The sequence below is a fragment of the Streptomyces sp. NPDC051636 genome (genome assembly GCF_044453765.1).
Taxonomy (GTDB): Bacteria; Actinomycetota; Actinomycetes; order Streptomycetales; family Streptomycetaceae; genus Streptomyces.
In genome coordinates this window covers 24,631-36,595 of record NZ_JBITDA010000029.1, presented here as the reverse complement: position 1 = coordinate 36,595, position 11,965 = coordinate 24,631, and the positions used below count along the sequence as shown (strand labels likewise).

Below are 11,965 nucleotides of genomic sequence, written 5' to 3'. Positions count from 1 at the left end.
TCGTCACTTGCCGGAGGTGGCCGTGGCGTCCTCGCCGAGCAGCTTGCCGTCCGACGTCTCGAACTGCTTCTTGAAGTCCGCGATCGCGTCGGCGATGGCCGTCAGCGTGTCGTCGGACATCTTGCCGCCCTCCTTGATGGAGGTCATGAGGCCCTGCTCCTTGCGGTGCAGGTACTCGAGCAGCTCGCGCTCGAAGCGGCGGATGTCGGCGACGGGGACGTCGTCCATCTTGCCGGTGGTGCCGGCCCAGACGGAGACGACCTGGTCCTCGGTGGCCATCGGCTCGTACTGGGGCTGCTTCAGCAGCTCGACCATGCGCTGACCGCGCTCCAGCTGCGCCTTCGACGCGGCGTCCAGGTCGGAACCGAAGGCGGCGAACGCCTCCAGCTCGCGGAACTGGGCGAGGTCGACGCGGAGACGACCCGACACCTGGCGCATGGCCTTGTGCTGGGCGGAGCCACCGACGCGGGAGACCGAGATACCGACGTTCAGGGCCGGACGCTGGCCGGCGTTGAACAGGTCGGACTCCAGGAAGCACTGGCCGTCGGTGATGGAGATGACGTTGGTCGGGATGAACGCCGAGACGTCGTTGGCCTTGGTCTCGACGATCGGCAGACCGGTCATCGAGCCGGCACCCATGTCGTCGGAGAGCTTGGCGCAGCGCTCCAGCAGACGGGAGTGCAGGTAGAAGACGTCACCCGGGTAGGCCTCACGGCCCGGCGGGCGGCGCAGCAGCAGCGACACGGCGCGGTAGGCGTCGGCCTGCTTGGACAGGTCGTCGAAGATGATGAGGACGTGCTTGCCCTCGTACATCCACTGCTGGCCGATGGCCGAACCGGTGTACGGCGCCAGGTACTTGAAGCCGGCCGGGTCGGACGCCGGGGCGGCGACGATGGTCGTGTACTCCAGGGCGTTGTTCTCCTCCAGCGCGCGGCGCACGCCGGCGATGGTGGAGCCCTTCTGGCCGATGGCGACGTAGATGCAGCGGACCTGCTTCTTCGGGTCGCCCGAGCGCCAGTTGTCGCGCTGGTTGATGATCGTGTCGATGGCCAGAGCGGTCTTGCCGGTCTGGCGGTCACCGATGATCAGCTGACGCTGACCACGGCCGATCGGGGTCATCGCGTCGACGGCCTTGTAGCCGGTCTCCATCGGCTCGTGCACCGACTTACGGACCATGACGCCCGGGGCCTGCAGCTCGAGGGCGCGGCGGCCGGACGTCTCGATCTCGCCGAGGCCGTCGATCGGGTTGCCGAGCGGGTCGACGACGCGGCCGAGGTAACCCTCACCGACCGCGACGGAGAGGACCTCGCCGGTACGACTGACCGGCTGCCCCTCCTCGATACCGCTGAACTCGCCGAGGACGATGGCACCGATCTCGCGCTCCTCGAGGTTGAGGGCGAGGCCGAGGGTGCCGTCCTCGAACTTCAGCAGCTCGTTGGCCATGGTCGAGGGAAGACCCTCCACCTTGGCGATGCCGTCGCCGGCAAAGGTGACCGTCCCGACCTCCTCGCGCGAGGCCGCGTCCGGCTGGTACGACTGGACGAAGTTCTCCAGCGCGTCCCGGATCTCCTCCGGCCGGATCGTGAGCTCCGCCATCTGGGTTCCCTGCTCTCCTTGTTGGGCCCGAAGTTTCACTTGGGGGGTTGGGGGACTCCCCCCAATAAGAGGTGAATCCTCTGCACGGCCCAACCAGGGCCGTCGTAAGTACGTACTGCTTTTCTCGAATTACCGCGTTGCCACTAGCCGGCCATGCGACGAGCGGCGTCCTCGAGCCGGTCCACGAGGGAGCCGTTGATGACCTCGTCACCGACCTGCACCCGGAGCCCGCCGACGACCTCGGGGTCGACGTCGAGGTTGAGGTGCATCTGGCGGCCGTAGAGCTTCGCGAGGGCGGCGCCCAGGCGCTGCTTCTGCGTGTCGCTCAGCGGCACCGCCGAGGTGACGACGGCGACCGCACGGTCCCGGCGTTCGGCGGCGAGCTTGGTCAGGGACTCGAGTCCCGCTTCCAGGCTACGTCCCCGCGGCGCGGTCACAAGGCGCGTGACCAGACGCTCGGTGCTCACCCTGGCCCGGCCGCCGAGCAGCCGGTGCAGCAGCTCGATCTTGGCCGAGGCGGTGGCCTTGCGGTCGGTCAGCGCGGCGCGCAGCTCGGTGCTGGAGGTGACGATCCGGCCGAACCGGAACAGCTCGTCCTCGACGTCGTCGAGCGTCCCCGCCTGCTGAGCGGCGGTGAGGTCGGCGACGTCCGCCAGCTCCTCCAGCGCGTCCACCAGGTCGCGGGACCGCGACCAGCGGGAGTGCACCAGGCCGGACACCAGGTCGGCGGTGGTACCGCTGACCTGGCCGCCGATCAGGCGCTGCACCAGCGTGGCCTTGGCCTCGCCGGTCTGCGCCGGGTCGGTCAGGACCCGACGCAGGCCGACCTCGCGGTCGAGCAGCGCGGTCACGGCAGCCAGCTCGTCGGCCAGCCGCGTCACGTCCACGGACGTGGCGTCCGTCAGCGCGTCGAGACGCTCCCGGGCGGCGGCGAGTGCCCCGCGGCTCGCTCCGTGGGCTGTCATCGAGCCGCCTCTGCCTTCTCCTCGAGCTCGTCGAGGAAGCGGTCGATCACACGGCTCTGGCGGGCGTGGTCCTCGAGGGACTCGCCGACGAGCTTGCCGGCCAGTTCGGTGGCGAGCTTGCCGACGTCCTGACGGAGCGCGGACGCGGCGGCCTTGCGGTCGGCCTCGATCTGGGCGTGGCCGGCGGCGACGATCTCCTCGCGCTGCCGCTGGCCCTCGGCGCGCATCTCGGCGATGAGCGCGGCACCCTGCTCCTGCGCCTCCTGGCGCAGCCGCGCGGCCTCGTGGCGGGCCTCGGCGAGCTGGGCCTTGTACTGCTCGAGGACGCTCTGGGCCTCGGTCTGCGCGGCCTCGGCCTTCTCGATACCGCCCTCGATCGCCTCGCGGCGCTCTTCCAGAACCTTGTTGATGTTCGGGAGGAGCTTCTTGGCGAGGAAGCCGAAGACGATGACGAAGGCGATCAGGCCGATGACGAGCTCCGGCCACGGCGGGATGAGGGGGTTCTCCTTCTCCGCCTCGGCCGCCAGCTGAACCAGTGCGAGGTTCACATCAGTGCCTTTCGTCGAATGGGGCTGTCGTCGCGGTTCGTCTTAGTAGACGAACGGCATGACGAGGCCGATGAGGGCCAGCGCCTCACAGAACGCGAAGCCGAGGATCTGGTTGGCACGGATGAGGCCGGCCGCCTCGGGCTGACGCGCCAGGGCCTGGGTGCCGTTACCGAAGATGATGCCGACGCCGACGCCGGGGCCAATGGCGGCCAGGCCGTAACCGACGGAGCTGAGGGAACCTTCGACGGCAGCAAGGGTCTGGGACATGCCAGTTCTTCCTTCTCTTTACGGACCGGTGGGGGTTGGCCACCGGACGACCATGGGATGCGAAGCGGGGGTGCTCAGTGGTGCTCGGCGAGCGCGCCCTGGATGTAGGAGCAGGTCAGCAGGACAAAGACGTACGCCTGGACGGCCTGGATGAAGAGCTCGAAGGCTGTCATGACGATCGTCATGAGAAACGAGACGCCCGAGTAGGCGATGCCGATGCCGTTCAGCATGTACCAGCTCGCGACCGTGAAGAGCACCAGGAGCGTGTGACCGGCGAACATGTTCGCGAAGAGTCGTACGGCGTGCGTGAACGGGCGGACCAGCAGGTTCGAGAAGAACTCGATGGTCATGGCCAGCGGCAGCACCGCGCCGAGCGACTTGTCATAGCCGGTGAAGTTCTTGAAGGCACCGACGAAACCGTGCCGCTTGAAGGTGAGCGAGACCCACAGGATGTAGACGATCGCGGCCAGGACCATCGGATAGGCGATGATCGACGTGACCGGGAACTGGGCGACCGGGATGATCGACCAGAGGTTCATCATCCAGACGAAGAAGAACAGCGAGACGACGAGCGGAACGTACTTCTCGCCCTCCTTCTTGCCGATCGTCTCGTAGACGATGCCGCGGCGGACGAAGTCGTAGCCCGTCTCGGCGACCATCTGGAGCTTGCCCGGGACGACGCTCGGCTTGCGGAACGCGCTCCAGAAGAAGCCCACCACGATGATGGAACCGAGCAGGGCCAGCAGCATCGGCTTGTTGAAGTAAAAGCCGTTTCCGTCCGCGTCGCCCAGGAGCGGCTCGAACAGGAACGAGTGCAGGCCCGGGGAGACGTTGTCGAAGCCGCACCCGTTGAACAGGTGGCAGCTCGCGTCGAAAGCGAGCGTCTGCGTCGGGTCAGCACTCACCGCGGGCTCCTTCATCGTGGCGCATAGGTACGGCAACCTCGTTGTGTCGGCGCGGCGCGGGGCCGCGGTTCGGCACGGGACTGGTGTTACGGATGTGGGGGCGGCTGGGGGGCATCTCGCCTCGCGATTGAGCAGGCGTCAGCTCGGATGCCCGCGCCCGCGATGCCGCAGTTGGCACCGGACGATAGCAGGATCTCTCGTACGCCTTTATCCCGGGCCTACCTCTCACGACGAATGCCCTGACTTCTCGGGCTTGTCGCCGTTCGAGGAGGCGCTCGAGTCGGGCTCGACGTAGAGGATTTTGGCGTTCATATGGGCACGCGTCTGCGCGGCGATCCAGGTCAGGGTGCCGGCGACGAGCGTGAGTGCGAAAGCCTTTGGGTTGAACAGCGTCGTGTGCTTGAACGCGGCGACGAAGATGAACAGCAACAGCAACTGCGCCGCGTAGAGCATGAGGCCCATGGCCTGGAAAAGATGCGGAAGCGATCTGGCAGTGCGCTGCAGCACATAGAGCCCGATCCCCATGAAGAGGATCACCACCACCGTCGCGACGGCCGCCCCGATCGCCCCCTTGCCACCCGCGACCACGCCGCTGACAACGGCGGCAAGCGCGCCGACGGCAGCCGTGGGTACGGCGGCCTGGGCCAGGATCCGGGCGTCATTGGACGGCATGGCGGCAACTCCGCTTTCACAGGGGGCAGGTGTCGTCATGGACGAGCGTAGTCCCGGGCTGAGTGATCGAGACCTCACACCAGTGGACCGTCGCACTACGGCCCTTTGGTTCTCTCCGGGGTTCTCGTGAACGGTATCACAAACTATTTGATGAGGTCTTTACCTGCCGGGTGTGCTCGGTGTCACACATGAGAGTGACAGTGCGCGTCTGTGCAGGAACCGAGCCCACTTGTCGGGTATTACAGCGCTTTGTTCCCCCACGACTTGGCAATGCTCTAGTCAGATTCTTACCTTGCCGACCACGCACGACCGGAGGCCGGGGAGCGGTGCACCCCGCTCCCCGGCCTCCGGTCAGCCCGAATCCGCTCGTCACCGACCGCTACTGTATGGACTCCCGCGGTGACGGTTCGTGAGCGGTCAGCTTGAGTGCTTCCTACAGCGACCCGCCAGGAGATGGCCATGCCGTCCAGCGCGGCCGCGGGATCCCCAGGGCGTGCACCGCGGCCAGCGACACGCCTGCGGTGCGCAGGGCGCTGACTGGGCGCCCGAAGCCGCTCCAGGCCGGCGCCATGGCGGTCCAGATCGGCTGGCTCCCCGAACAGCCGAGCTAGGGCTGTCCGGCGGATCATGCCGCAGACGCGGGGCTTGGCACGTCCACCAGCACTGATCGGGCACCGTCCGTTCCCTGCGCCATGATCCGCCGGACAGACCCTGGTGCTGTGACCGGAAAGGTCCCGGGGTTCCTCTGGATCAGGCCGGGTCGGCCTGATCCAGACGAAACGCTTGCCGGGTCACCGCGGCCCGGACCACTGCCCGTCGGCCGCGCGCCCCCGGTCCGGCACGAGTTCCTGGTCCCGGAGCGCCGTGGCCCCGTGGCACTCGCGCACCCCGCCGCCCGCCGACCCCCCGATGCCGGGCACCTGCTCCACCGGCCGGCGCCGGTACCGCGGCGGCACGAAGTGCTCGGCCCAGCGCGGGGTGCGCGGGGTGAACCGCGGCAGCAGGAGCAGCACCAGGCCGATCGCGCTGAGGAACACCACCCCGAGCACGATCCACATCGACGCGGAGTTCACGGAGTAGGCCAGCGCGCCGAACCCGATGAGCGCCGACCAGAAGTACATGATCAGCACGGCCCTGCTGTGCGAGTGGCCGATCTCCAGGAGCCGGTGGTGCAGGTGCCCGCGGTCGGCGGCGAACGGCGACTGGCCGCGCCAGGTGCGGCGCACGATCGCCAGCACCAGGTCGGCGGCCGGCACGGCGATGATCGTCAGCGGCAGCAGCAGCGGGATGTAGACGGGCACCGTCTGGTGCACGGCCGCCTTCTCCGAGCCGGTGAACAGGGCCAGCGCGTCCGGGTCGACCTGCCCGGTGATGGAGATCGCGCCCGCGGCCAGCACCAGCCCGATCAGCATCGAGCCGGAGTCGCCCATGAAGATCCGCGCGGGGTGCATGTTGTGCGGCAGGAAGCCCAGGCACATGCCCATCAGGATCGCCGAGAACAGCGTGGCCGGGGCGGCGGCCTCGATGCCGTACGAGTACCAGATGCGGTAGGCGTACAGGAAGAACGCGGCCGCCGCGATGCACACCATGCCGGAGGCGAGACCGTCGAGGCCGTCGACGAAGTTGACCGCGTTGATGGTGATGACGACGAGCGCCACCGTCAGCAGCGTGCCCTGCCACTGGGTGAGCGCCACGTTGCCGACGCCCGGGATGGGCAGCCACAGGATCGTCAGCCCCTGCATGACCATCACACCGGCGGCGATCATCTGCCCGCCCAGCTTGATCAGGGCGTCGATCTCGAACTTGTCGTCCAGGACACCGATCAGCCAGATCAGCGCCGCCCCGGAGAGCAGCGCCCGCGGCTCGTTCGACTTGGCGAAGACCTCGTTGAGGTTGGTGAGATGGTCCGCGACCAGCAGGCCCGCGCACAGGCCGAAGAACATCGCGATCCCGCCGAGGCGCGGAGTGGGCTCCCGGTGCACATCGCGGGCCCGGATCTCCGGCATGGCTCCCGCCACGATCGCGAACTTCCGTACCGGCGCTGTCAGCAGATACGTCACCGCGGCCGTGATGCAGAGCGTCAGCAGGTATTCACGCACGGGCTTCCCCACAGGTCTCGCTGGCCGTCACAGCCCACACCCTAGCGACGGACGCATATGGATGAGGACATCCGGGCAGTGACGATGGTTGCACGGGTGGCTGTGCGCCACGTTCCACAGCGGAGTGTACGGACCTACCGCCTACCCGGGTTCAAGACCGGATACGGCGGAAATCCGCCGGCCAGCTCGCGCGCCTCCTCCCGCGCCCCGGCCGGCTCCGTCTCGCCCCGCAGGACACCGGCCAGCAGCGCGGCGATCCGGACCATCTCCGGCTCCCCCATGCCCTGCGTGGTCACCGCGGCCGTACCCAGGCGCAGGCCGCGGGCGTCGCCGTGCGGCAGAGCGCAGCAGTCCAGGACCATCCCGGCCGCGGCGAGCCGGCCGCGCGCGGTGCGCCCGTCGACGCCGAGCGGGGCCGGGTCGGCGGTGATCAGGTGGGTGTCCGTGCCGCCGGTGGTGACCACGAACCCCTCGGCGGCCAGGTGACCGGCGAGAACCCGCGCATTGGCGACCACCTGATGGGCGTACGCGCTGAACGCCGGTGTCGCCGCCTCGCCGAACGCGACGGCCTTCGCGGCGATGGTGTGCATCTGCGCCCCGCCCTGCGTGAACGGGAACACGGCCCGGTCGACGCGCTCGGCCAACTCGGCGCCGCACAGGATCATCCCGCCGCGCGGACCGCGCAGCACCTTGTGGGTGGTGGCGCACACGATGTCGGCGTACGGCACCGGGCTGGGCGCGGCTTTCCCGGCGACGAGTCCGATGGGGTGCGCGGCGTCGGCGATGAGATACGCCCCGACCTCGTCGGCGACCTCGCGGAAGAAGGCGTAGTCGATGTGGCGCGGGTAGGCGATGGACCCGCACACGATCGCCTTGGGCCGATGGCTGCGGGCGAGGGTGCGCACCTGGTCGTGATCGATGAGCCCGGTCTCGGCATCGACTCCGTACCCGACGAAGTCGAACCAGCGGCCGGAGAAGTTGGCGGGCGAGCCGTGGGTGAGATGGCCGCCGTGGGGCAGCCCGAGGGCGAGGACGGTGTCACCGGGCCGCAGCAGGGCGGCATAGGCGGCGAGCACGGCCGACGACCCCGAATGCGACTGCACGTTCGCGTGCGCGGCCCCGAACAGCTGCCTGGCCCTCTCGACCGCGAGGCGCTCCGCGACGTCGACGATCTCGCAGCCGCCGTGGTGCCGGGCGCCCGGATACCCTTCCGCGTACTTGTTGGCCAGCGGCGATCCGAGCGCGGCCAGCACCGCCGGAGACGTGAAGTTCTCCGCCGCGATCAACTGCAGCGTCGTCGACTGCCGCTCCAGCTCCCCCAGCAGAATCCCCGCCAGCTCCGGATCCTGCCGCCGCAGGACATCGGCTTCGAGAGCATGGGTGACCGACATGGCGCGCTCCGGGCGGTCGACGGGGACGTGAGTCCAATGTAGGCCGGGGGCGGATGGGGCGCGCGGTATCGAGGTCCGGAGGGGTCAGCCGACCGTCAGTCGGCCGCCGCCGGGCGCCGTCCCGGCGGGCCGGGCAGCGCTACGTCCGGGCCGGGACCCCGGTCAACGCCGTCACCACCGGATCCAGCGCCTCGTGTATCTCGTCCCCCACGGAGCGGAAAAACGGCAAGGGCGCCCCGTACGGGTCGTACACCTCGTCCGCCTCCGCCGTGGGCGCCAGCAGCCAGCCCCGCAGCGCCGCCGCCGCCCGCACCAGCGCCCGCGCACGCGCCACCAGCCCGTCCTCCAGCGGAGGCAGCGTCGCCGGGTCTATCGCCCGTACCAGCCGGGTGAACTCCTTCAGCGTGAACGTCCGCAGCCCCGCCGAATGCCCCATGGAGATCACCTGCGCCCGGTGGTCCCGCGTAGCGGTCAGCACCAGGTCCGCCATGATCACGTGCTCGTCCAGCAACTCCCGCCCCACGAAGCCGGAGGCGTCCGCGCCGAAGTCGGCCAGGACCGCCTCCGCGTTGGCCTCCATGGGCGCGCCCTCGTGGCCCCAGGTGCCCGCGCTCTCCACGATCAGCCCACCGCCCAGGACGCCGAGCCGCTCCGCGACGAAATGGCGGGTCAGCCGCTCGGTGATCGGCGAGCGGCACACGTTGCCGGTACTGACGTGGAGGATGCGGAAGGTGTCGCGCGGGAACCCGAACGTCGTCGTCTGTTCCGCGGCACGTTCCCCGCCGCCTATGCCACGCCCCGTGTCAGGGGCCGTCAATTCGCCACCTCGAGGTCGGGTACGACCTTCCGCAGCTCGTCCGGCGAGAGCGCGCCCTCGCGCAGCAGCACCGGCACCTCACCGGTGACGTCGACGATGGACGACGGCACGTTGCCGGGGGTCGGGCCGCCGTCGAGGTAGACGGAGACGGAGTCGCCGAGCATCTCCTGCGCGGCGTCGCAGTTCTCGGGCGCCGGGTGCCCGGTGAGGTTGGCGGAGGAGACGGCCATCGGGCCGACATCCGTCAGCAGCTCGATGGCGACCGGGTGCAGCGGCATACGGACGGCGACGGTGCCACGGGTGTCCCCCAGGTCCCACTGGAGGGACGGCTGGTGCTTGGCGACGAGCGTGAGGGCGCCCGGCCAGAACGCGTCGACCAGTTCCCAGGCCAGCTCGGAGAAGTCGGTGACGAGACCGTGGAGCGTGTTCGGGGAGCCGATCAGCACAGGGGTGGGCATGTTGCGGCCCCGGCCCTTGGCGTCGAGCAGGTCGGCCACGGCCTGGGAGGAGAACGCGTCCGCGCCGATGCCGTACACGGTGTCGGTCGGCAGCACCACGAGTTCGCCCCGGCGGACGGCGGACGCGGCCTCGCGCAGACCCGTCGCGCGGTCGGTCGCGTCGTTGGTGTCGTATCGCCGTGCCATGTCTAGCGGGCCTCCTCGTACACGTACTGCTGGGACTGCGGGGGATGGGAAGTCGTCGGGGTGCTCACGGCAGCGCCTTGCGGGCGGTCGCGAAGCGGGGGCGGTTGTTGAGGTCGGGGTGGTCGGCCGCGTCGGCCCAGCCCCGCTCCTCGGTGAAGATCCACGGCACCTGTCCGCCCTGGGTGTCGGCGTGCTCGATGACGACGACGCCGCCGGGGCGCAGCAGCCGGTGCGCGGTGCGCTCCAGGCCGCGGATGAGGTCGAGGCCGTCCTCACCGGAGAACAACGCCAGCTCGGGGTCGTAGTCGCGGGCTTCCGGGGCGACGTACTCCCATTCGGTGAGCGGGATGTACGGCGGGTTGGAGATGACGAGGTCGACCTGGCCGTCGAGGTCCGGGAAGGCGTCCAGGGCGTTGCCCTGGCGCAGATCGACCCGGGAGCCCTCCACGTTCTTGCGGGTCCACTGGAGCGCCTCCTCGGACAGCTCCACGGCGTGCACGCGCGAGCGCGGGACCTCCTGGGCGAGGGCGAGCGCGATGGCGCCGGAGCCGGTGCACAGGTCGACGATGCACGGCTCGACCACGTCCATGGCCCGTACGGCGTCTATGGCCCAGCCGACCACGGACTCGGTTTCCGGCCGGGGCACGAACACGCCCGGCCCGACCTGGAGTTCCAGGTACCGGAAGTAGGCCCGCCCGGTGATGTGCTGCAGCGGCTCGCGCTGCTCACGGCGGGCGATGACCTCCCAGTAGCGGGCGTCGAAGTCGGAGTCCTTCACGGAGTGCAGCTCGCCCCGCTTCACGCCGTGCACGAACGCGGCGAGCTCCTCCGCGTCGTTGCGCGGCGAGGGCACGCCGGCGTCGGCCAGCCGCTGGGTGGCCTGCGCCACCTCCGCGAGCAGCACGCTGCGGGGGTTCGGGGGCCGCCCCCCAAAATCTTGCTGCACGCTCGTCCTCCGGTACTCAGTACTTCGTAACGTGCCTTACGCGGCCGCGAGCTTCGCCGCCGAGTCCGCGTCGACGCAGGCCTGGATCACCGCGTCGAGGTCGCCGTCCAGGACCTGGTCCAGGTTGTAGGCCTTGAAGCCGACGCGGTGGTCCGAGATGCGGTTCTCCGGGAAGTTGTACGTGCGGATCTTCTCGGAGCGGTCGACCGTGCGGACCTGGCTGCGGCGGGCGTCGGCGGCCTCCCTCTCCGCCTCCTCCTGCGCCATGGCGAGCAGCCTGGAGCGCAGGATACGCAGTGCCTGCTCCTTGTTCTGCAGCTGGCTCTTCTCGTTCTGGCAGGAGGCGACGACTCCGGTCGGGATGTGCGTGATGCGCACCGCGGAGTCGGTGGTGTTGACCGACTGCCCGCCGGGTCCGGAGGAGCGGTAGACGTCGATGCGGAGGTCGTTGGGGTTGATCTCCACGTCCACCTCCTCGGCCTCGGGGGTGACGAGGACACCGGCGGCGGAGGTGTGGATACGCCCCTGGGACTCGGTCGCGGGCACGCGCTGCACGCGGTGCACCCCGCCCTCGTACTTCAGGCGGGCCCACACGCCCTGGCCGGGCTCGGTGGCACCCTGGCCGCCCTTGGTCTTCACGGCGACCTGGACGTCCTTGTAGCCGCCCAGCTCGGACTCGGTGGCGTCGATGATCTCGGTCTTCCAGCCGACCCGCTCGGCGTACCGCAGGTACATGCGCAGCAGGTCGCCGGCGAAGAGCGCCGACTCGTCACCACCGGCACCCGCCTTGATCTCCAGGATGACGTCCTTGTCGTCGCTGGGGTCGCGCGGGACGAGCAGGAGGCGCAGCTTCTCGGTCAGCTCCTCGCGCTGCTTCTCCAGCTCCTTGACCTCGGCCGCGAAGTCCGGGTCGGCGGCGGCGAATTCGCGCGCGGTCTCGACGTCGTCGCCGGTCTGCTTCCAGGAGCGGTACGTGGCGACGATCGGGGTGAGCTCGGCATAGCGCTTGTTCAGCTTGCGCGCGTTGGCCTGGTCGGCGTGGACCGACGGGTCGGCGAGCTTCTTCTCCAGGTCGGCGTGCTCGGCGACGAGTTCCTCGACGGCCTCGAACATCT

Annotated in this window: 12 protein-coding genes; all 12 read right to left on the bottom strand. The window is 69.6% G+C overall.

The features are described from left to right. Positions 1–3: 3 nt before the first annotated feature. A complete protein-coding gene (atpA, locus tag ACIBBH_RS35085; RefSeq protein WP_399411757.1) occupies positions 4–1,596 on the bottom strand; it encodes a F0F1 ATP synthase subunit alpha in 1,593 nt (530 codons plus the stop codon). A gap of 143 nt (positions 1,597–1,739) precedes the next feature. Continuing rightward, positions 1,740–2,561: a F0F1 ATP synthase subunit delta gene (locus ACIBBH_RS35080; protein ID WP_399411755.1), complete on the bottom strand. Its 822-nt coding sequence runs from the start codon at positions 2,559–2,561 to the stop codon at positions 1,740–1,742. Continuing rightward, the gene (locus ACIBBH_RS35075) at positions 2,558–3,109 is read right to left on the bottom strand and encodes a F0F1 ATP synthase subunit B (RefSeq protein ID WP_399411753.1); all 552 of its coding nucleotides are present in this window, start codon (positions 3,107–3,109) and stop codon (positions 2,558–2,560) included. Before ACIBBH_RS35075 ends, ACIBBH_RS35080 begins: the two co-directional genes overlap by 4 nt. Before the next feature lie 42 nt (positions 3,110–3,151). Next, complete coding sequence (gene atpE / locus ACIBBH_RS35070; RefSeq protein ID WP_030545783.1) at positions 3,152–3,376, bottom strand: ATP synthase F0 subunit C; 225 nt, start codon at positions 3,374–3,376, stop codon at positions 3,152–3,154. Between the two features lie 74 nt (positions 3,377–3,450). Continuing rightward, positions 3,451–4,296 (bottom strand): F0F1 ATP synthase subunit A, encoded by an 846-nt coding sequence (gene atpB / locus ACIBBH_RS35065; protein ID WP_399411751.1) that lies wholly within the window; start codon positions 4,294–4,296, stop codon positions 3,451–3,453. A 210-nt stretch (positions 4,297–4,506) separates the two neighbouring features. Beyond that, the gene (locus ACIBBH_RS35060) at positions 4,507–4,953 is read right to left on the bottom strand and encodes a hypothetical protein (protein ID WP_399411749.1); all 447 of its coding nucleotides are present in this window, start codon (positions 4,951–4,953) and stop codon (positions 4,507–4,509) included. A 791-nt stretch (positions 4,954–5,744) separates the two neighbouring features. After that, positions 5,745–7,052, bottom strand: coding sequence for an MraY family glycosyltransferase (locus ACIBBH_RS35055; RefSeq protein ID WP_399411747.1), 1,308 nt, complete (start codon positions 7,050–7,052; stop codon positions 5,745–5,747). Between the two features lie 134 nt (positions 7,053–7,186). After that, positions 7,187–8,443: a serine hydroxymethyltransferase gene (gene glyA / locus ACIBBH_RS35050; RefSeq protein WP_399411745.1), complete on the bottom strand. Its 1,257-nt coding sequence runs from the start codon at positions 8,441–8,443 to the stop codon at positions 7,187–7,189. 139 nt (positions 8,444–8,582) lie between these two features. Further along, positions 8,583–9,260, bottom strand: a complete 678-nt coding sequence (locus ACIBBH_RS35045; protein ID WP_399411744.1) for a protein-tyrosine-phosphatase — start codon at positions 9,258–9,260, stop codon at positions 8,583–8,585. Continuing rightward, positions 9,257–9,904: an L-threonylcarbamoyladenylate synthase gene (locus ACIBBH_RS35040; RefSeq protein WP_399411742.1), complete on the bottom strand. Its 648-nt coding sequence runs from the start codon at positions 9,902–9,904 to the stop codon at positions 9,257–9,259. The genes ACIBBH_RS35045 and ACIBBH_RS35040 overlap by 4 nt, the downstream gene beginning before the upstream one ends. A gap of 64 nt (positions 9,905–9,968) precedes the next feature. After that, entirely contained in the window at positions 9,969–10,808 is an 840-nt protein-coding gene (gene prmC / locus ACIBBH_RS35035) for a peptide chain release factor N(5)-glutamine methyltransferase (RefSeq protein ID WP_399411740.1), read from the bottom strand. Between the two features lie 78 nt (positions 10,809–10,886). Next, the gene (gene prfA / locus ACIBBH_RS35030) at positions 10,887–11,963 is read right to left on the bottom strand and encodes a peptide chain release factor 1 (protein WP_399411738.1); all 1,077 of its coding nucleotides are present in this window, start codon (positions 11,961–11,963) and stop codon (positions 10,887–10,889) included. Positions 11,964–11,965: the final 2 nt, after the last annotated feature.

Bases quoted from the DNA above. Each gene is read 5' to 3' on its own strand.
- atpA (WP_399411757.1), bottom strand. From the start codon at position 1,596: ATGGCGGAGCTCACGATCCGGCCGGAGGAGATCCGGGACGCGCTGGAG.
- ACIBBH_RS35080 (WP_399411755.1), bottom strand. From the start codon at position 2,561: ATGACAGCCCACGGAGCGAGCCGCGGGGCACTCGCCGCCGCCCGGGAG.
- atpE (WP_030545783.1), bottom strand. From the start codon at position 3,376: ATGTCCCAGACCCTTGCTGCCGTCGAAGGTTCCCTCAGCTCCGTCGGT.
- atpB (WP_399411751.1), bottom strand. From the start codon at position 4,296: ATGAAGGAGCCCGCGGTGAGTGCTGACCCGACGCAGACGCTCGCTTTC.
- ACIBBH_RS35060 (WP_399411749.1), bottom strand. From the start codon at position 4,953: ATGCCGTCCAATGACGCCCGGATCCTGGCCCAGGCCGCCGTACCCACG.
- glyA (WP_399411745.1), bottom strand. From the start codon at position 8,443: ATGTCGGTCACCCATGCTCTCGAAGCCGATGTCCTGCGGCGGCAGGAT.
- ACIBBH_RS35040 (WP_399411742.1), bottom strand. From the start codon at position 9,904: ATGGCACGGCGATACGACACCAACGACGCGACCGACCGCGCGACGGGT.
- prfA (WP_399411738.1), bottom strand. From the start codon at position 11,963: ATGTTCGAGGCCGTCGAGGAACTCGTCGCCGAGCACGCCGACCTGGAG.